The organism is Nostoc sp. NMS4, assembly GCF_017115095.1.
Taxonomy (GTDB): Bacteria; Cyanobacteriota; Cyanobacteriia; order Cyanobacteriales; family Nostocaceae; genus Nostoc.
On sequence record NZ_JABXKI010000111.1, the window covers coordinates 29,488 to 52,803 of the forward strand.

The 23,316-nt window shown below is 42.5% G+C and carries 8 protein-coding genes; 4 read left to right on the forward strand and 4 right to left on the reverse strand.

Annotated features, from left to right (window positions below; all coding sequences use genetic code 11):
- The first annotated feature begins 270 nt into the window (after positions 1-270).
- The 3 genes from HWQ37_RS08250 (at position 271) to HWQ37_RS08260 (ending at position 17,923) form a co-directional block, all read left to right on the forward strand.
- Entirely contained in the window at positions 271-16,635 is a 16,365-nt protein-coding gene (locus HWQ37_RS08250) for a putative Ig domain-containing protein (protein WP_292745725.1), read from the forward strand.
- A 6-nt stretch (positions 16,636-16,641) separates the two neighbouring features.
- Positions 16,642-17,127, forward strand: coding sequence for a hypothetical protein (locus HWQ37_RS08255; protein ID WP_292745727.1), 486 nt, complete (start codon positions 16,642-16,644; stop codon positions 17,125-17,127).
- A 73-nt stretch (positions 17,128-17,200) separates the two neighbouring features.
- Positions 17,201-17,923 carry a hypothetical protein gene (locus HWQ37_RS08260; RefSeq protein WP_292745729.1) on the forward strand — a complete coding sequence of 241 codons (723 nt, stop codon included), beginning with the start codon at positions 17,201-17,203 and terminating at the stop codon, positions 17,921-17,923.
- A gap of 513 nt (positions 17,924-18,436) precedes the next feature.
- Here HWQ37_RS08260 and HWQ37_RS08265 read toward each other — a convergent pair.
- From HWQ37_RS08265 to HWQ37_RS08280, 4 genes are all read right to left on the reverse strand, one after another.
- Positions 18,437-19,858 carry a hypothetical protein gene (locus tag HWQ37_RS08265; RefSeq protein WP_292745731.1) on the reverse strand — a complete coding sequence of 474 codons (1,422 nt, stop codon included), beginning with the start codon at positions 19,856-19,858 and terminating at the stop codon, positions 18,437-18,439.
- A gap of 85 nt (positions 19,859-19,943) precedes the next feature.
- Positions 19,944-21,548, reverse strand: coding sequence for a hypothetical protein (locus HWQ37_RS08270; RefSeq protein WP_292745733.1), 1,605 nt, complete (start codon positions 21,546-21,548; stop codon positions 19,944-19,946).
- A gap of 47 nt (positions 21,549-21,595) precedes the next feature.
- A complete protein-coding gene (locus HWQ37_RS08275) occupies positions 21,596-21,775 on the reverse strand; it encodes a hypothetical protein (RefSeq protein ID WP_292745735.1) in 180 nt (59 codons plus the stop codon).
- 369 nt (positions 21,776-22,144) lie between these two features.
- Positions 22,145-22,396, reverse strand: a complete 252-nt coding sequence (locus HWQ37_RS08280) for a hypothetical protein (RefSeq protein ID WP_193912988.1) — start codon at positions 22,394-22,396, stop codon at positions 22,145-22,147.
- A 252-nt stretch (positions 22,397-22,648) separates the two neighbouring features.
- Between HWQ37_RS08280 and HWQ37_RS08285 the strand changes: the two genes are divergently transcribed.
- Positions 22,649-23,248: a hypothetical protein gene (locus tag HWQ37_RS08285; protein WP_292745737.1), complete on the forward strand. Its 600-nt coding sequence runs from the start codon at positions 22,649-22,651 to the stop codon at positions 23,246-23,248.
- Positions 23,249-23,316: the final 68 nt, after the last annotated feature.

Consider the following 23,316-nt stretch of genomic DNA (forward strand, 5'->3'; position numbering starts at 1 on the left):
AATGTTGTCAGCGATTCGATTGTAAAAAAAGGTGATGTTAACACTTATACATTCACTGGGACAGCAGGGCAACGATTAGACTTTGATGTACTCAAAGATGGTGGATATTCCACAGATACAGCTACTCTCTACAGTCCTAGTGGTATCAAGTACCTAGATAACTACTACCTCAACTATGGTGATGTTTTCCCCTTTACCTTAAACGAAAATGGCACTTACAAGCTGGTAATTGATGCTATAGGGGGAAATACAGGAGCTTACAGCTTTAGTATGCTGGATGTCGCTCAAGCAACGCCAATTAACTTAGATACTGATATCAATGGCACGCTCACTCCCGGCTCCTCAACGCAATTATACCAGTTTAATGGCACTGTCGGACAGCATCTTTACATGAACTCGCTCTTAGGTGCAGCAGGTTATTGGTATATTTATGACTCTGGAAATAATCGTGTTGCTGCGACTGCGCTGGCAAATGACTTTGAACTAACCTTATCCAAAACAGATACTTACACTCTGGTTGTACAAGGTGGAGGTAGTCAAGGAACCGATAGCAGCACTCCGATTAATTATAAATTCCACATTATTAACTCTAACACACCTACCACAACCGTAAGTTTTGGTACGAATACCACACCGAATGTTGTTAATGACTCAATTATTAAGAAAGGTGATGTCAACACTTATACATTTACGGGTACAGCAGGGCAACGGTTAGACTTTGATGTACTCAAAGATGGTGGATATTACACAGATATAGCCACACTCTATAGTCCTAGCGGCATCACATATTTCAATAGGTATTTAACCGACGGCGATGCCTTCCCCTTCACTTTAAATGAAAACGGCACATACAAGTTAGTAATTGATGCTGTGGGTGGAAATACGAATGCTTATAGCTTCAGTATGCTAGATGTCGGTCAAGCAACGACTATTTCCCTAGATAGTGATGTCACTGGCACGCTGACTCCTAGTTCATCAACACAACTTTATCAGTTTAATGGCAGTGCCGGACAGCACCTCTACATAAATTCGCTGTTGGCTGCATCTGGGAATTTCTACATTTATGACCCTGCTAATAATCGCGTTACTGCTAGCCCCTTAAGTAATGACTTTGAGTTGACCTTATCTAGGACAGACACCTACACTTTACTAGTTCAAGGTGCAGGTAGCCAAGGGACAGATACTAACGCCTCAATTAACTACAGTTTCCATATTTTCGCCGATAACACGCCGATGATACCGTTGAGTCTGGGTAGTAACATCACACCGAATGTTGTCAGTGATTCGATTGTTAAAAAAGGTGATTTAAACACATACACATTCACAGGTACAGCAGGAGAACAGTTGTACTTTGATACTATCAGCAGCGTAGCCAACACTACAGAAGCTAGTCTCTACAGTCCCAGTGGCTTTAAATTGTTTGACCGTCAACTCTCCGATGGAGACTATGGAACTTTCACATTAGTTGAAAGCGGAAATTACAAGCTTGTTATTGATGGGGTAAACGCATCTACCGATCCTTATAGCTTCCGTATAGCAGATGGAAATACTACTACATCTTTAACTTTCTCAACACCTTTCACAAATAGTTTACCAGCAAATCAGGTACAGTTATATCGAATTGAGGGCAGCGCCGGACAGCGCCTCCAGTTCAATAATTTAACTTCTGTGTCGAATGCTGATTGGGTGTTGTACAGCCCTGCTGGGAAAATCTTTGCTTCTGCCAGTTTGAATAATGTAGGAGTTGGTTTTGAGACAGCCTTACCGACGACAGGGGCTTACGTATTGGCAGTGCGGAATTTTGCTAGTAGCGCGGTCAATTTCAATGTCCAGGTAAACGATATTAGCTCTACTTCAGTCACCAATGAGGGTTTTGGTACAATTTACACAGGGACGAGTACAACAACCCCTAGTAAACAAACCCTTACAGCCAATGCAGGTACGCTTGTTTATTTTGATACTCTAGTAGCCAATATTTACTACAGTGGAATTGCTACTCAGTTATTAGATCCGACTGGAAGTCAAGTCTTTTACGTTAATAGTACTTATGACAACGGTATTTTCATGCTACCGATAACTGGTAGCTACACGCTTCAGAATACGACTAACGACAGTTACAAATATCAGCTACTTGATTTGGGAACAGCCACCAATCTGACACTGAATACAAACACTACCGTCAACTTGGGTGCATATCAAACAACTGCCTACAAATTTACGGGTGCGATCGCTCAACAACTATTCTACGACGGCTTGACTGCTAATTCTGGTGTTTCTTGGAAACTGATTTCTCCTAGTGGGCAAACTGTTGTTGACTGGAATGATGCTGGTGGCGATTGGGGTACTGTCCCTGGAAAATTAACCTTCCAAGAAGTTGGTACTTACTATTTACTTTTCTCTAATGGTTCAGCAGGGGCGACTAGTGCTTCTTTCCGCATTTTAGATCGAGCTGGAGCTACGCCTTATACTTTTGATGATACAGTCAGTGGCAATTTTACAGGTAAAGAAAGCTACTCGTATCGCTTCAGTGCTACTCAAGGGCAGTATATCTATATTGACCAGCAGGCAGGCAGTTACACTTATTACGGAAACAACTACTGGAATCTTTACGGACCAGAGGGGCAATACATTACTAGTAGTGAGATATACAACGACAAAGACGTAGTACTACCAGCCACAGGTGACTACTTCCTAATAGAGTCTGGCAACGGAAGCTATGACCCTAACTACAAATTCCGTATCTCCGCACCCAGCTTGCCGATGACTGCCTACACCTTGGGCACCACAGTCAATGGTACAATTACTAAACCTGGAGAAAATGATACTTACACTTTCACTGGTACATTTGGTCAGCAATTATTCTTCGACGCACTCAATACCAATGACCCAGGTTTCACTGTTCGGTTAATTTCTCCTAGTGGTATCGATGTTAGGGATAGTCGTCTTTATCAAGATATTGGCCCTGATAGTGGCTATACCCTTAAAGAATCGGGTACTTACAAGTTAGTCATTGATGGTGATGGAGGCAATACTGGTGATTACAGCTTCCGTCTTTTAAACAAAGCCGATGCTACACCTTATACTCCAAATACTCTAGTAAACGGCACTTTTACAGGCGTAGAAAGTTACGCCTATCGCTTCAGTGCTACTCAAGGGCAGCTTCTTTACCTGTACCAGTTAGAAAACCAGAACTACAACTGGACTCTTTACAGCCCAGAAGGTAAGCCCATCAGCACTCTCAATCCTTACTTTTACTACAACGATCGAGAACTAGTATTACCATTTACAGGTGACTATTTGCTAGTGGAGTCGGGTAACGGGAGCAGCAATCCTAACTACAAATTCCGTATTAGTTTGCCGACTTTCACGACCACTGCTTACACAGTGAGCAGTACGGTCAACGGTACAATTAGCCAGTCGGGAGAAAATGATACTTACACTTTTACTGGCACAGTTGGTCAACAATTATTCTTTGACGGACTAAGTAACTATGATCCAGGCTTCACTGCCCGCTTGATTTCTCCCAGTGGTATTCATGTTAGAGACCTCCGCCTCTATCAGGATTCTGGACCTGATATTGGCTATACCCTTAAAGAATCGGGTACTTACAAGTTAGTCATTGATGGTGATGGAGCCAATACAGGTGATTACAGCTTCCGTCTTTTAGATAAAGCTGATGCTATTTCTTATACCTTAGATACTACTGTCAGTGGAACCTTTACAGGTAGAGAAAGTTATACCTATCACTTTAGCGGGACTCAAGGGCAGTATATTTACATCGATCAGATAGACGACTATAACAATTATAATTGGGGACTTTATGGACCAGGTGGTCAATACATTACTGGTCCTAATATCTACTCTTATTATAAAGATCAAGAACTAGCGTTACCATCAACAGGTGACTATTTTTTAGTGGAATCAAGTAATGGGATTAGTAATCCTAATTATACATTCCGTATCTCTGCACCATCTCTGCCAATAACTGCTTACACCTTGGGCAACACGGTTAACGGTACAATTAGCAAACCTGGAGAAAATGATACTTACACTTTCACTGGTACATTTGGTCAACAATTATTCTTTGACGGACTTAATTACAATGACCCAGGTTTCACTATCCGGCTGATTTCTCCCAGTGGTATTGATGTTAAGGATGGTCGTCTTTATCAGGATTTTGGCCCTGATAGTGCCTACACTCTCAAAGAGTCGGGTACTTACAAGTTAATAATTGATGGTGATGGAGCCAATACAGGCGATTACAGCTTCCGTCTTTTAGATAAAGCCGATGCTACTCCTTATACCTTAGATACCACGGTCAGTGGTACATTTACAGGTAGAGAAAGCTATACCTATCGCTTTAGTGGGACTCAAGGACAGTATCTTTACATCGACCAGCAGGCGGGAGATTACTATAATTACTGGAATCTCTATGGACCAGGTGGTCAGTATATTACTAGCAATTATATTCTCGCTGACCAAGAACTAGCGCTGCCATCTACAGGCGATTATTTTCTGGTAGAGTCAGGTAACGGCGCTGGCAATCCCAATTACAAATTCCGTATTGCCACCCCATCTCTGCCAATAACTGCTTACACCTTGGGTAGCACTGTTAACGGTACAATTAGCAAGCCTGGAGAAAATGATACTTACACTTTCACTGGTACATTCGGTCAGCAATTATTCTTTGACGGACTTAATTACAATGACCCAGGCTTTATTGTCCGTCTAATTTCTCCCAGTGGTATTGATGTTAAGGATGGTCGTCTTTATCAGGATTTTGGCCCTGATAGTGCCTACACTCTCAAAGAGTCGGGTACTTACAAGTTAATAATTGATGGTGATGGAGTCAATACAGGCGATTACAGCTTCCGTCTTTTAGATAAAGCTGATGCTATTTCTTATACCTTAGATACTACTGTCAGTGGAACCTTTACAGGTAGAGAAAGTTATACCTATCACTTTAGCGGGACTCAAGGGCAGTATATTTACATCGATCAGCAAGCAGGGGATTACTATAATTACTGGAATCTCTATGGCCCAGGTGGTCAGTATATTACTAGCAATTATATTCTCGCTGACCAAGAACTAGCGCTCCCATCTACAGGCGACTATTTTCTGGTAGAGTCAGGTAACAGTGCTGGCAATCCCAATTATAAATTCCGCATTGCCACGCCATCTCTGCCGACCACTGCTTATACTTTGGGAAGCACTGTCAGTAGTAACCTGATTGAGAAGGGTGAATCCGACACGTATACCTTCACTGCTCGCTCTGGTCAACGTCTATACTGGGATCGATTAGCAGGTGTGGCTCAAATTACAGCCAAACTCTACAGTCCCAGTGGCGTAGTAGTTGCCGATGGTAACTTGGCTAACGATATTGCTCCTTTCTTCTTGCGTGAATCCGGCAATTACCGTTTGGTCATTGATGGTACTGGTGAAACCACTGGCGATTATAGTTTCCGCTTAGTAGATATTGATGCTGGACCAACTCTCACTTTAGATACCTCTGTTTCTGCTATTCTCGATCCTGGTACGGAAACTGACTTTTATCAATTCACTGGTACCTCAGGAGAACGTCTTTACTTCCACTTAGGAGCGACAAATTGGCCTTATGGTCTAGCTGACTGGGTACTGTATGGAGCGGATAATCAAGCGATCGCTGCACCCAATTATTCTAGCCCCGATTTCAGTATTATCCTGCCAACTGCTGGCACTTATGTTTTGGGAGTACGTGGTTATGGGGCTGCGTCTCTGGGCTACAGCTTCACGGCTTATACAGATCCGATTTCTACCACAAGTTTAGCTTTGGGCGCCACAGTAACATCTGCCCTGAGTAAGCCGGGTGAAAGGGATGATTATACCTTTATAGGTACAGTTGGTCAACACTTGTTCTTAGATGCCTTGGTTGGTAGCAGTAGCATCCATGCTAAGTTAATTGCGCCTAACGGAGTTCAATTATTCGACAACACTCTTGATCGGGATGGGACACCAATCATACTTACTGATTCGGGGACTTATCGCTTGGCAATTGATGGCGATAGGGCAACCACAGGTAATTACAGTTTCCGTTTTTCTGACATGGCGGCAGCCACAGCTTTGAGTGTGGGCACGACTACCAACGGTAGCCTGATGGGAAATAGCGTTAACTTTTACTCTTACAGTGGCAAAGCCGGACAAGCACTTAACTTTAATCTGGGTAGTACAACTTGGAATGGTGCTAACTGGGTACTTTACGATGCTAGTGGTGCAGTTTTGGCAGCCCCCAATGCTAGTAGTCCTAATTTCCAGGTGACTTTGGCTGCTAACAGTGTGTACACTTTGGCGATTGTAGGTAGCAGTAGCAATCCTGTCAATTACAGCTTCACCGTGACAGATAATTCTGCTGCTGCAACAACCAATTCTGGTTTTGGTACATTGCAGACTCTGTCTGTTAATGCTAATCAAGATTATAACTTCACTGCCTCTGCGGGCACGATTTTGCTGTACAATGGCACAGATGAGCAAAATCGAAATAGTGGTAATTACTATCTCGGGGTGCGGTTGCTGAATCCAGATGGTACTTATGTTTTCAATGGACAAGATCCAAGGTATGGTACTGCACCAATAGTATTGACTCAAAGTGGTGATTACAAACTGCAAGTGTACGGTGGCTTTAGTGGTACCACTATAGCCACCTTCCAGTTGTTGCAACTGCCGAAGACTTTGGGACCTGGAACCAACTACCTACAAATGGATAGCCCCGTTACTGGTACCCTTAATCATGCTGAGGCTAAAGTTTACACCTTCCAAGGGGTCAACGGATTAAAGATTCTACTCAACGGCATGGCTGGAGCTACTAATTATACTTTGTATGATTCCAGTGGTAGGCAAGTCTTTACGCAATATAATCCAGGGGGTTACTATTGGCAGCTACCTGTTTGGGCTGATACTAGCCTTTACACCTTGACGCAAAATGACTTGTATCATTTAGTTGTTAGCAATATATCAGGCGCTGATAATAATCCTTACAGTTTTGAGGTATTAGAAACTGCTAACGTTCAATCTGTTAACTATGGCATACCGATCGCCGATTCACTCACAGATGGACGTTTAGACTCAATCTATAAAATTAAAGCGAATCTTGGAGACAACCTCTTCTTCGACAGTATTGCCACCAATGCCCCGAATGGAAACTACCGATGGAAACTCTACGATCCAGGTAATCAATTACTTTTTAACAACGACATTCGCACTGATGCTTCGGTGACGATCGCTCAAACTGGAGATTACTATCTAGAAATGGAAGGTGGCCCCGATACCAACCAGATTAATTACCAGTTCCGTGTCTTCTCTTATACTCCCACCACTAATACGATCATTACTCCAGGTACAGGGGGTACAAGCAGCAGTGACCCCGATGCTTTGGGTGTATTCTCAGTCCAGCTTGGTGTTAAGGACGGTAAGGGTGGCACTGATGTCCAAAATTACAAGATTCGTGTTGGTGCAGACCCAGAAGATCATAACCCAGTTATCAGCAGTAACCCTGAAACACGCTTTGCTTTAACTGATGATGCATACCGTTATTCAGTAAAAGCAATTGATGCTGACGGTGACAAACTATCTTATCGTTTGGTTAACTCTCCTATCGGTGCGTTAATTAACAAAGATACAGGCGAGTTACTTTGGTTCCCTGACAGTAATGTGGCTGTAGGCGGCAAAGCCAATTTTACAGTTGAAGTATCAGATGAGCGGGGTGGAAAAGACTCTCAATCCTTCAGCGTCGATATTTACCAAAGCTTAGGCACTATCCAAGGTGCAGTCTTCAACGACCTCAACGCCAATGGACTTCTCGACTCCAAACTAATTACTGGTGATAATCCTTCAATTGTATTTGCCATTGACGTTTCCGGTAGTACCATCGCCCCATTCCACGGGAATGGCAAATACAAAGATGTCAAAACCGTTTTAGATGCCGAAAAAGCAGCAATTCAAGCCACAATTGATGCCATCATTGCAATGGGTGGCGGGGACAAGGTAAAAATTAGCTTCATCCCCTTCACCAATGATGGTACTATTCAAGACATGAATCCGGCTGCTCATACCGGACTAGTTACCTACACTACTGCTTTTGCTGACCTCGATAACAACTCCATCCCCGACTATTTACAAATACTCAACAGTTACACATCAGGTGGTAGCAGCAAATTTACTCAAGTCGCCCAGAAAATTGACACCTTAATCAACGTACTACCAGGAACGCCAAATGTTATATATATGTCGGATGGCTACGGCTATCTAGACCCAACAGTGGCAAAAACCCTAGCCAATGACGTTAAGAGTAAAGGCGGAAATCTGAATGCTTTTGCCATTGGTTCTGCATCTACCTATTCAACTTTACAAGAACTTGACCCCAATGCTATTCAAGTTGTCGATATCAACGAATTGACAGACATTTTCTCTGGTTTTGATGACCGCTACGCCAAAGAACCATTCATGAATGGCGTTACCGTCTACCTCGACCAAAATAACAACGGTCAGCTAGAGCCAGGTGAGTCTTATCAAATTACCCAACAAGATAACACCCCCAATAGCTTAGATATCAACAGCAAATACTACTTTAGCTTCAAGAATTTGCTACCTGGTACGTATACAGTCCGCACACTGCTACCTAGCGGCTACACTATGACCTCACCCACAACAAATGTGTGGACTGATACAATTACAGCCGCAGGAGAAACGAATAACAACTTATTTGGCATTACCCAAGCCACCATTGTTCCTCCCAATCAAAATCCTGTTTTCGTCACTACGCCACCTGCTATTACTCTACTAAAAGCCGATCAACAATTGCGTTACAATGCCTTCGCTCGTGACCCAGATGCAAATATTGTTACCTACGACTTAATAACTGCTCCCGAAGGTATGGCTGTAGATGCTCATGATGGCATGGTCGTTTGGTCTCCCACTTCTACCCAAGTTGAAAAATATTACCAAGATTTATACGCTGAACAAGCCCGCCTCACAGCTATTGGTAGAGGTGCTTATGCTCCTACTCACGTAGAATTCAACGTCCTGCTACGTGCAACAGATGGTCAAGGAGGACAAGCACTTCAGTATCTTAAAGTCCAATTAGTACCAAATAATCATCCCCCTGTCTTCACTTCGACATCTCCAAATAATCTCCAGCCGCAAGTAGGTAAACCATTCCAATATCAAACTACTGCCACCGACCCCGACAATGACTCCGTAACCTTTTCCTTGGTAAATCCACCAAGCGGGGCAGTAATTAATGGCAGTACTGGACTGTTGACTTGGACACCCACTGCTAACCAATTGGGCAATCAACAATTCTCCATTCAAGTTCAAGACAGTTTTGGCAATTCTAATTTGCAATCAGTCAACTTGACTGTTGTGAATGCTCATGTTAATCATTCACCAGTATTTACCTCTACACCTCGCACAAGTACAAGAACCCAAAATCCCTATATCTACAATTTACAAGCAACTGACCCAGATAACGACCCCCTTACCTTCAGTTTAGTAAATGCACCTGTGGGTATGACCTTAAATCAAGGAGTTATTGTTTGGCAACCAACGGCTAGTCAATTCGGTAACAATTCAGTTAGCGTGCAAGTCAGTGATGGACAAGGTGGTACTACTACCCAAAACTGGACAATTCAAGTCAGCAATCAACTCTCAAACTTACCTCCCACAATTACTTCTACACCAAGTACCGTTACCTCACTTGGTCGAACCTACATTTACAAGCCTACAGCAATTGACTCAGATGGCGATCGCTTAACATGGAGTCTCGTTTCTGACACTGTGCCACCACCACAAGGTATGGTGATTGATGAGCAAACTGGGACAATTGTTTGGCAACCAACGGCTAATCAAATTGGCGATACCACAGTTAGCGTTCAAGTAACAGATATCTACGGTGCTTACAACGTCCAAGAATTTACAATCCATGTTAACGGCATTAATAGTCCGCCGAAATTTGTCTCTACACCGATTACCATTGCTGGGGTTGGACAAGGTTACAGTTATCAGGCTTTGGCAACTGACCCAGAAAATGATGCCCTAATATTCACTTTAGGTAGTAAACCATCAGGGATGACTATTACCAAAGATGGTTTAATTCAATGGACACCTACCGCAAACCAAGTTGGAAAATACGATATCCAAGTTATTGCCACTGATGATCAAGGTGCTAGCACTAATCAAACCTACACTTTAATTGCTGGTACTACTCCTGTTAATCATCCTCCGGTCATTAGTTCAACTCCTGTATTCTTGGCTGCTGTTGGTCACACGTATAATTACCAAGTTGCTGCCACTGATGCGGACAATAATACTATTACTTATCAGCTGCTTTCGGCTCCAGATGGCATGACTATTGATGCCAATACGGGTTTATTAACTTGGGCTAACCCTGTGATTGGCAGTTATCAAGTGGTTGTTGGTGCTGATGATGGTAATTCTGGTGCAGCCCAAGGTTTTATGCTCACTGCCAAAACCATTACTCCACCGATTATTCAATCTACTACTCCACCAAATAATGCAATTCCTAATACTTTATATCGCTACGATATTATTGCATTTGACCCCCAGGGCGATCGCCTGACTTACTCAATAGATGCCGCTTCCCAAAATTTAGGGATGATTCTTGATAGCCAGGGACGTTTAAGTTGGACACCAAATAATGCCCAAGTTGGCGACCATGCTATCACTCTCACTGTTTCTGACTCGGCTGGTTTTAATACTCAACAAACTTTTAACTTAAATGTCACTCCTGATACTGTTGCTCCCAAGGTGAAACTTATTGCTAGTTATGATCTGATTAACCTCGGAGAATCGATAACGTTCCAAGCACGGGCTACGGATAATACAAAGGTTGCAGGTTTGCAATTGTTGATCAACGGTACTTCTGTGGTGCTGGATGCAAACGGGATGGCAAGGTTTACGCCTACCCAAGCTGGGACGATTACCGCAAAAGCGATCGCCACAGATACGGCTGGTAATGTTGGGCAAGCAACATTCGATGTGGCAGTAATCGATACTAGTGATGTCAGCGCTCCCGATGTCAGTCTTGATTTGGGTGCGATCGCGCAAGGTACAGTTACCGCGCCAGTTGATATTAAAGGTACTGTCAGCGATGATAACCTGGATTACTACACGTTGCTGGTTGCGCCCATTGGCAGTAGCGATTTCAGAGAGATTTTCCGAGGCACAAGCACTGTTAATAATGGTGTGCTGGGTAAATTTGACCCCTCGCTGCTGGAAAATGATTCGTACACTTTGCGGCTGGAAGCTCATGATAAAGGCGGGAATGTCAGCTTTGTAGAAGACACGGTTAATGTTTCTGGCGAATTGAAGCTCGGCAATTTCCGGCTGTCGTTCACGGATTTGTCGATTCCTGTTACTGGTATCCCAATTACCCTAACTCGCACGTATGATTCTTTGACATCGGGTACTACTGATGATTTCGGCTATGGGTGGCGGATGGAATTCAGAGATACTGACTTGCGGACTTCTGTTGGTAAACCCAGTGGAGAAGTTGCGGAACTGGGGGGTCAGAATCCGTTCAAGGATGGCACGAAAGTATACATTACTTTGCCTGGCGGAAAACGGGAAGGGTTTACTTTTAAGCCGACAATTGACTCACTTTCTCAGTTTTTAAGAGGTGCTGGCGGTGTTGATTCTGACCCTAATATATATCACCCCTCGTTTGTGGCTGATGCTGGCATAACCGATACGCTTACCGTTCAAAATACCCGCATCATTCATGGCGCTGGCACTAATCAGTACTACGGGCTAGCTGGCAGTGCCTATAATCCTGCTGATGTTTATTATGGTGGTGTTTATACGCTGACTACGAAAGAGGGCATTATTTACCAGATTGATGCCGCAACGGGCGATTTGTTGACTGTCACGGATACGAATGGTAACACGTTAACCTATACGGATGCGGATATCACTAGCTCGACTGGGCAAAAGATTACCTTTGAGCGGGACGCGCAGGGACGGATTGCGACTGTTACCGATCCCGCAGGTAAGCAAATTCATTACCAGTATAATGCTCAGGGCGATTTGGTGTCCGTCACTGACCGCGAGAACAATACTACACGCATGGAGTATGACCAAGAGCGTAAGCACTACCTCGACAAAATCATCGATCCCTTGGGCAAAACTGGTGTCAGAAACGAGTACGGTGATGATGGACGCTTGAAGAAGATGGTTGATGCCGCAGGTGCATCAGTGCAGTTAGCTTATGATCCCAGTCACTCCACTGAAACGATAACTGACGCACTGGGCCATCCTACCACTTATGAATATGACGAGCGCGGGAATGTAGTCACTGAGATTGACGCTCTTGCTGGCATCATCACTCGCTCTTATGACCAAGACAATAATTTGCTCAAAAAAGTAGACCCAGACGGTGTTTCCACAACTTATACCTATGATAGCAAAGGCAATCCTTTAACTCTGACAGATAAAGATGGAAATGTTACCCATATTACATATAACCAGTATGGCGAAACCCTTAACATCATCTCGCCTACAGGATTGATAGTTTCATCAACTTATGACAAACATGGTAATTTATTATCTAGAACCAACACAGACGGACAAACTACAACCTTTAGCTATGACGGTTTTGGTAGATTAATAAAACAAACAGCACCGGACAATGAAGTATCAACATATACTTATGATGATTTCGGGAATCCCACAGTCTTTACCGATAGTCGCGGCAACCAAGCTATTGCTACTTATGACCTCAATGGTAAAGTCAAAACTCTGTCAATGGTTTTCCCCCAAGAGAACCAAACTTTAAATACCAGCTACACCTACGATAACCAAGGACGTACTACCTCTGTAACAGATCCTCAAGGAAATGTTACCACAACCGAATATGACGCTAAAGGTAATGTCATTGCCACTACAGATATTAAACATAATCGGACTCAGTATTTTTATGACGACAAAGGGCAACAAATTAAAGTTATTCTGCCCGACAATACCCCTAATAACCCAGATGATAACCCTGTAGTTTTAACTGAATACGATGCTGCTGGAAGAGTTATTTCCCAAACATCTGCCACAAAACTGAAAACTCGCTATGTTTATGACGAATTAGGCAGATTGACTGATACTATCTTGCCCGATCTCACTCCTGACAATCCAGATGACAATCCGAAAGAGAAGATAGAATACACTGCGGCAAATCGCGTTCAGGCAAAGATTGATATTTTCGGCACTCGTACAGAATACACCTATGATAATTTGGGTCGAGTCAGTCGAGAAAGAGATTTCTTTGGTAACAGTACTGGTAATGACACTACCTATACTTATAATACTGACGGTCAAGTAACTTCAGTCACCGATGCCAGAAATCGCACAACTTTGATTGCTATTGATGATAAAGGCAGACCGAGCGTAACTACTTACTTTGACGGCACGACATCCAAAGTTACCTATGATGCTTTAGGACGCACCAAGTCGGAAACTAATCAGCTTGGACAGACCACCAACTACGATTATGACGTTTTTGGCAAAGTCGCAGCAATAACCAATCCACTCAATCAGCAAACTCAATTTACCTACAACAGTCGCGGCAGTCTGGTTAAAGTTACTGATGCATTAAACCATTCTACTCAGTACGAGTACGACCAATACAATCGTAAAACCGCAGTCATTAATGCCAATGGCGATCGCGCTGAAACTACTTACGACCAGTTCGGTCAAGTTGCGGCGGTAAAAGATGGCAATCAACATATCACCCAGTACTTCTATGATAATCTGGGCGAACTGACTTCAGTTAAATTAGCTAATCAAGCCACTACCAATTACACTTATGACAATTTAGGTAGATTAACGCAGTTTGAAGATGCTAATCATAATAAAACTACTTATGAATATGATGCTTTCAATCGTCAAGTTGCGACAAATTTACCTTTAGGACAACGTTCTACCACTACTTTCAATAATTTTGCACAAGTAGCCAACACTGAAGATTTCAATGACGATGTTATTACTTATGCTTATGACCAGTACGGACGGCTAGCAAACAAGTCATTCTCTAATCCTCTGGTTGCTACAGTTAGTTATACTTATGACCCCGTTACTTCTCAAGTGAAAACTGTAACTGATGGTCGAGGAGTTACTAGTTATGGATTTGATAGTTATGACAGGGTGAATTTGATTTCTAATCCAGATGGTCGAACGGTTGGTTATACCTATGATGTATTAGGTAATCTTCAGACTTTAACAACCAGTGCTAGTACGGTCAATTATTCTTACGATCTGCTGAATAGGTTAGATACGGTTACATCGGGTGGGCAGTTGGCGAAGTACGGCTATGATGCGGTAGGGAATCTAATTAGTACGACTTTGGCTGATGGTACAACCCAAACCCAGCAGTATGACGCGAGTAATAGACTCAAGTCAATCGAAACTCGTGACGCTTTCGGCGGGGTCTTATCTAGTTATGCTTATACCCTTGATGGGGTGGGCAATCGCACTCAAGTAATAGAGGATACTGGTAGAACTGTTAACTACACTTACGATGAAGTCAATCAATTAAAATTTGAGTCGATTACCGATCCAACTCTGGGAAATCGAACTATTAGCTATGATTACGATCTGGTCGGAAATCGCTTAAAGCGTAATGATTCTGATCCCAGCAGTGGATTAACGACGTATGTTTATGACAAGAATAATCGACTAATTTCGCAGACATCTGGAACTAAGGTCACTCAATATACCTATGACAATAATGGTTCCATGTTGACGAATGATGATGGGACTAACTCTGTTGTTTATCAATGGATTAATGATGGTGAAAATCGATTAATTGGGGTAACTACTACTAATGCTAGTGGTTCTTCTCAAAGTAAATATATTTACGATTCTAGCGGTAATAGAGTAGCAAGTATTACCGATGGTGTCAGGAAGAATTATCTCCTCGATCCTAGAGGTTATTCTAAGGTTCTGCAAGAGTATGATGCCAATAGTCAAATTTTGACGAAGTATTTTTACGGGTTGGGTTTAATTAAGTCTGAGAGTGGTAGTGATGAGAAATTCTATCATTCTGATGGTTTGGGTTCCACTCGCTTGTTGACTGATGTTACTGGTCAGGTTACAGATAGGTATGTCTATGATGCTTTTGGGCGGTTAATTGCTCATGCTGGGGGTTCGGGTAATGCTTATCAGTTTGCGGGTGAGCAGAGAGATAACACTGGGTTGGATTATCTCAGAGCTAGATATTATAACTCGGATCTAGGCAGGTTTATCTCAAAGGATGCGTTTGCTGGCCATTTGGCTAGTCCGATTAGTGAAAATGCTTATGTCTATGCCAATGCTAATCCTGTTAATTTTACTGACCCCTCTGGCTACGAATCCTTGGGAGAACTCTCTGCTGCTGAATCGATTAATAGTTTCCTCAGCAGCATTAGTCAGACAGTAATAACAGGCGCTTTGTTTGGAGCCGCTTTTAGTGTGGTTCACCAAGACCTAGAAATTATTGATGGTGCTAGAGATGAACTCTCATTTTATGAAGTTTTACAAAGTACTTATCAAGGCGCTATTTTAGGCCCTTTGTTTACTGCATTTCCTGCTGCTGCTATACCATTTGCTGTGATGGGGATTAAGACTGGTTTTGAGGAAATTCATGATAAGGATCATCCGCGTGTATTGACTGGTATTTTTGATATTGTTGCTTCAATAGCACCTTTCTTGACTAAACAAGGCAGAGAGCCAATTCTTAAGCAAATTGAAGGAATTCTGAATCAAAATAATGTAAAAGTTAGCATCAATCAAGAATCTCCAGAGTCAGTTAGCATCTCTTTCCGTAAAGATGAAGTTAGTGGTTATGATACATGTTTTGTTGCTGGTACCGCAGTCTTGACCCCAGAAGGCGAAAAGCCTATCGAAGAACTGCAAGTCGGGGAGTGGGTAGTCGCTTGTAACCCAGAGTCAGGAGTGATTGAAAATCGGCGAATTTTGCAGCAATTTGAGAGAGAATCTTCTGTTGTTCTGGATATTCAAGTTGCTGGTGAGATAGTTACTTGTACACCTGAGCATCCTTTCTGGGTTCTTAGACAAGGATGGGTAGAAGCAGGAGCATTACAGGCTGGAAGTCAACTTTTAACTAAAGATGGAAAGATTGTTTCTATCAACGCTATTAATTCTAGAGTAGGGAAATTTACTGTCTATAATATTGAAGTTGAGGAACTACATACTTATTTTGTCTCTAGCATTGCAATTCTTGTTCATAATATATGTAACGAATGGGGAGATAACGTAGAGAAATTTACATTATGGCGTGCAGTTAAAGATCCTGAGCTTGGAGACATCACCACTCAAGGTATATTCCGTTCTTCACATCCTGGATGGGGAGAAGTAAAATACTTCTCTGAAACACCAGAAGCTGCGGCAAGCTATGCTAAACAGGCATATCAAGCATGGGAACATGAAGGCCCATACACTATATTGGAAACTAACATCCCGAAAGATTTTATTACACCGGACATGAAAGTGCGTGTAGACGGAAATGTTGACGCAGTAGTTATACCGGAAGAACTCTTTCCATACCTAAATCCTCCAAGTGTTTGGGATTCTATGCCAATTACCCAACTTAGAAAATAAACTCTTATGCTGAAATTAATTGTTGCGGACTCAAATCTTAAATTACTGTCTACTTGGTCTGAAGTTTTCCAAGGAATTTCAGAAGTTCTATTTATGAACATTGACTTTAAAAGCCTTGTAAAATTACCAGAGATTGATGCAGTCTTAGTAAGATGGTTATTTGCTCATGAGAGATATGGTGGTACGCCGCAAATAAACCAGTCTCAGATCCTTAGTACAAATGGAGAAATTGGAATGCCTTCTTGGGTTGTTACAACACCAGCATTTCGTTCTGATACAACACCTTTACCTGAAGAGTATGATTATACTGAATTTAGTCAGGTATTTGAGAGTATTGAGCAATTCAACAAAACAAACAAACAATCTAATATTGAAACATTAGGTTTTGAGTTAAGTTTCCTTTATAGTTTTCGAGGTGAACTACCTTATAAAGAAGCAGAAGCAGTGCGAAAAGCCTATGTTGAACATTGCAGTAGACATTCTAATCTATAATTTTCCGTGTAAATACTAGCTTAGAAAGAGAAAACATTACAATTTTTATTGTTACATAAACAAACATAAATTTATGAATCAGTGGAAGAATGAGACAGATAACTTTTTGATAGTCAAGCCAGTAACAACACTCCAAGAGTTATCAATAAATCTTTGTATAAAGGAGCCTAGTAGCATTAGTTTTAGCTTTGATGCTCTTAAGCAAAATAATATTATTCCAAGTGATTGGGAAGTATCTCATTCGTCATCTGCTACAAATGAGCTTATCCAATTTATTTTTACAAATGGTATAAGGATTATCAATCAGGGTAATTCATTAACTTTCATAGAACCATTCATTAGCCAGAAATCCGCAGGGATGAGAATTGCAAGTATTGCTCACAAATATGTGAATGTATTTTCTCATATTAAATACGAGGCAGTGAATACTAATATCAGAAGCTTTATTGGATTTGAGAGTAGTGTTACAAGTAATAAAGAATTAGTACATCAATATATTGTTACATTACTTTCTCATGAAAAATGTTTCACTTCCGAACTAAAACCTATTACAGTCGTCATTGATTTAGTTTATATCTTCGAGCAGGTTCAACTTTATTTCAAAATTAAGGAAGTTGAACTTAATTTGTCTAATAATCAAGTTTTTCCAAGTCTTCTATTCACTGGTATTATTCCTCACAAAATAGAACTAAATTCTACTCCAGAAAAGTTACAGCTATTACATTTTATTGATTCATGGGAAAAAGATTTAAATGTTTACTTAAAAGTATTAAATAACTTTTTGCACCAACCTTAAATTTCAGATGTTGTTAAAATCGGGAATTTTAGTATTCCATTTTTATGCGTTCGTTAAAAACCAGAGGTAAATATTTCACCCCAAATAGCCGTTTTCTCTAACACATATAACCCTCTTTTGTCACTTTGGGAGAATCCAATCGCTCAAACGGTTACGAGGCTTTAATTTCTACTTTTTGTCTATAAATTTTAGTTTCTATTAGAAAATAAAGCCTCAAACCTAGACTAAATCCAAGTCTCAGAATTTGGCTGAGATTATTGTTTTTCGAGAGTGACAAAAGCTGTTCATGAGCGATCGCCCACTATGGATGAAAGAAACCATTCTGTTTTCTTAGGAGAGGGATAAGTAGGTGGGCAGGAAAATTTATAACTATGTAACGAAAACTTAACCAGAGCCATTAGAATTAAATTTAATACGTTGTGTACTGTAATTGGCTTTTTCTCCCCTAGCTTTAACGCAATCAATCACGGCGTAACGAGTGCTGGAATATGTCAGTAATTGAAATGGTCATCGTTATTCATTCCACTTCACCAACACCCCATTCACAATCGCAATCCCCCATTGCGGAAACTTCACCAGCAGCTTCTTGATCACGATCTGTAAGGCAGGGTCATCATGACAGCATTGTTGGAGGAAGTCAAAACCAGGATTTTCCCCAACCAGAGAAACCATCTTCAGTTTCTCCATTCGCAATAGTCTAGCCTTGGATCTAATGGCGATGTCTTCAGAGGTAAACAACGCCTCACTAGATTTTTGCACCTGATAATTGGCTACAGATATATTCCACTGCTTCTCAAACTTGCTGATGCTTGCCCTCATACTGGCGTAATACTTGCTGTCTAGCAAATATTGAATTACCCACAATGGAGGGCATTCTCCAACGTTTGCTCTATCCAACCATTCAAATATCTCACTTTGATTTAATGACACGGGCGCGGCGGAACAAGTGCCTTCATGATTTACTTTATCCTCATCACCAGAAACCAAGTTTTCAGCCAATAAAGAAGCAGAGGGACGACTCAGTTCTATTTTTTGATGTGCGATCGCTAAACTTGAAGAAAATTCATTTTGTGCGACGGGCGCAGCGGAACAAGTATCTTCATGAGGGAATATCGCTTCAACGCCACAGTCCTGGTTTTCAGTCAGCAACGGAGCAGGTTGACTTGGTGCAGTTTCCACAAGCGTCAGCGATGTACAGTCCATTGCCGTAGGTAATTCTTCAAGTTCTGACGCGCTTTCGATACGTGAAGGCGGCGCGCCCCCCAAGGGCGCGTGAGCCGTTTCCTCAACACGCAGATTTTCTGTTGGCGCGTCAGAACCAACTACCATACCAACAACCTTAGTTGGTTGTTGGTAGGTAGTTAACGGGTTGTTAGAAACGTTGTTAGGATTTTGAAACCCTTGCAAATCCTCACTTTTTTGACCATTCTTTTGGAATGATTCCAAATCAGCGTGGATTTCTTCCACTTTGGGGTAATTTTCATTCCGTCTGGATTGCTTTACTTTCTCCCCGGCGTGGACGGCTTTCTCGTCACAAGAATTGCTTTCTTCAGACGTGGACGATTCCCAATAAAAGCGATTGTAATAACCGTGCAAGTTACGAACACGGTAACTAATCAACCCAGGTCTACCAGAGGGTAAGCGGCCAAACACTTCCTCAAACTGAAATAATCCTTGGGCAGTCAACGCCGCCCCTGCTTTTTGTAATGATTTATAGGTGAGGTTAGTATCGAGTTTATGGGCAGAACCCCCGAACTGTTCAGCCGCCACGCTATCTAACCAAAGCTGCTGCACAGATGGAGGCTGTTGACGAACCCAGTTGATATCCTCAATTGATACCTTGCAATGTGGTCTAATCGATTTATCTTCTGAAGCTTGTTTGCGATCGCTTCGCTGTTTGCTACCACCATTGATTGCTTTTAATGCTGTAGCCATATTTCCTCCTAAATTTTTCCATGACAATGTGAGCGACATTGCACCCATGCCGCGTTTAAGTTTTTTAGCTAGAGGTGAGTTTTATCTACTTTTTCTCACCCTGCCAGAATCGCAACTCATCTCGTGAATACCTATCAGTCTTTTTCGATTGCTCCCTCCAACAATCCCAAGCTACTATCAACTCTTCGCCTAAATCCTCTACAACTTCACCCCTCTCGACATACAAAGTGCGGTAAGGATCAGCATGGGAAACAATAGAGCCGATGCCAATAGTGTCGGGTTGAGAGGATGCGTTCTGTAGAGCCGTAATTAAATTTGTTTCTTCACGGGTCAACTCCGCCCAATAGTCTGCTTTTATCACTTCGTACTCTTGCGCCACTGCCCAATAGTCCTGCCAAGTACACCCAGGCTGTGACAGCACCCGCCGAATATCACTAATCGCTTGGGGCAACATTTCCAATTGTTCGGCTCGGTAGGCGATCGCAGAAGGTGTCGGTTCACTACCTAAAATTAGCGCTGCTGCCTCCAATGCCTGAGTATTGTTCATAGCGCTGGCTAAGTTTTTGAGCGCCATACCCATGAGCCGCAGACATTCCTGGGGATTTTCCTTGGGTGGTTCAACAGCTAGCGATCGCAGATCAATTGTCTTCTCCAGTGCTTGCTTTACCTGCTTATTCAACGCTTTGGTTGCCTGCTGGGTCATCGTATTCCCCCACTGTTGAACCGGATGCTGTTGTACGGCGTGTTCTAATTCCTGAATACGTTGTTGGAGTTGTTGATTCTCAATCTCCAGTTTCCGTAACCCTTCCATTTCATCCAGCCGTTGCTGTAACTGGATATTTTGCTCCCTCTGCTGCTTGTACAGATTTTGCAAGGATTGGATTTGCTCACTTACTTGTTCTTCGGCTCTGGCTGTGGCTTCTGACTGTAGCCCAATTCTTAATTCCTGCTGTAAACGCTCTAGCTCCTGCTGGTGTTGCTCCTTGAGTGCTGCGATCGCCTCAGAGTATTGTGATGGATAACTTGGCTCTGTGGAGAATGGGACACTGTGGGCATCTAAATCAGCATTGTTGATCAACAACCTCTCGCCATCAGCAAAGGTGACAATCTGTTGCCAGCGATTCGGTGCATCTGCCTCAATGGTTCCCTCTTCTCCATATCTTGGATGGGACTGTTGTGAAACTGTGACAATAGCTTTTTGAGGAACCACTGGTTCTTGAATTTTGGGAACCATTGGTTCCTGAATAGACTGCTTTTTGCGTGGAAGTTGAGGAACCACAATATTTGCAGCAGCCGCAAAGTCTGATTCACCAGGAGAGGGGTTATCTTTCAGAGCGATCGCTACAGCTTGTTTTAGTTTCTCTGGTTCCTTGACTAACCGTTGTAGTGGACGAGCCTGACGCTCATTCTTGATGTGTCCCCCCAACTCGCCAACTGCGTCTATGACCTTTTTAGCTCCTAGCAGTTGGTTGATTCGCCGATATCCACCCCAGACGCATAATTCACGCTGGCAGTATTCTTCAAAGTTTTTATAGCCAGCTTGCAGGTAAAGCTGCTGTTCCCGCATCTGGAGGATTTCATCTACCGCTTGCCACTCGAATCGGTCGATGGCGGTGAAGGTTTCCTGGATGCTGGTGTTGAGGTTGCTGTAATCGAGTGCTGTTGTTTGTTCTTTTTCTAGTGTCAGCATATTTCTTGCTCACTATGGTAAATGCTTGAAAGTTGAGGTGTTGCAGTTTAACCAAAATGAACAGGGTAGCTGTAAGATGGATTTTTCCAAAAATGTGTCAGCATTATAGTTAGTTCACTTTGTGGTGAATGATTTGAACGGGCGATCGCATTGCTTTGGTCGGCGGCGATCGCTTTTACTAAGCAGCAAGGGTAATAATTATTCAGGTTGATCATTTCCTGCTCCATGATCAGACTGTCTCACAAGGCAATCCAAGACTGGACTAATACGGTCAAGCGCAGCACTACTTGTTCATTGAAATTTTGTAATCGAGTAACATCCGTTTTTAAGTTTCTCATTTCATTTTTTGCCTAGCTTTTAAAGATAGTTTCATTTTAGCCTATACAAAGGAAATCATTAAAACAATAATTGGTATATAATTTTTATAGGCTAGATGCTAGGCTAGCCTATAGTGATAAATCCTGCCTTTATTTGGCAGGGATCTCATTAACTGCAAAACCCCCGAAGCTATGTTTCAGGGGGTTTTTCTTCATCTTCAATTTCTAAAAACTGGCGAATCCGTTCACGTGATAGCCTGAGTTGCTCCGAGGCGCTTCTCAGGCTGCTAATTCCCCCAGGATTTTCTCAGCACGTTCCTTAAACTCCTCAAGCTCTGCAACTTTCTTCTTGATGTTGTCAATTTCGTCGTCACTTCTTGGCGATATTCCTAAATAACTGTCGATGAACTCTAGTAGAAGCCTGCTAGCAGAAGTCCCACTCGCTTTGGCCTTTTTTAAGAAAGCAATTTTCTTTTCTTCTGGGATGCGAAAGTTCATTTGGGTTTCCCCTTCCGCAAGATTTCTTGGCATAGTATGTCCTTTTCTGCTCAATCATAGCTTTTAGCCTATACCTAATTCTACTCACAAGCCTAGTCCTTGCCTATAAAATAGGACTTCTACTCATTTTGTCTATACTTTAGCCTATACTTAAACTTGACAAAGGAAATCTTTTAGCCTATACTAAAGATAGCAAAACAAAAGACGACCGCTCTAGCCTGAGAAACTTACGCGATCGCCCTTTGTGAAAAACCTAACCCCATGTAGAGGCAGGAGATCCTCATTATGGCGCATTCAACCTATATACAGCAAGCACCCTCAAGCTTCAAGCTAAATCAAACACTAGTTGCCGATGCCCCTCGCAGAGATGAGCAAGCCCTAGCTCAAGCAGAACTGAACAACTACATCGAAACCCAAGCCGAAGTTGTAGCCCCAACCCAAGACCCCCTGACTGCTCGTGATCGTCGGATTATTGGCGAGATTATCGAAGTGGAACCCGAATCCGTCCGTACCATCTGGATAGAAGGCGGGATTACCGTATGGGTGCAGTTCGTGGAAGGTGGACGACTACCATTTGATCGGGACTGGTTCGCAAAAAGAGTTGCAGAGGTTAAAGCGACACTTCTAGAAACTCCATTGGAGCGCAATGAACGCCTCAGCGATGAATTAGAAGAAGCTTGTGTCAATTTCAACCTGTGGCATCCCCAGATTGATTGGTTATCCTTCAGTACTAAACTTTACCGAAATAATCAGCTAGTAGGCTACATCGGTTGCAATCTTGAGGGCTGGTATTCTAGACCCCGCACATACGGCATGAACAGATTCGCATCGAGTGCAGAAGAAGCGATTACGTTTTTGCGAGTCCGATCATCTGTAGCAGCGTAACCACTGACATTAAAAGGGCGATTGCACATCAAGACAATTGTAATCGCCTCTACAGCGTAATAGGTAAC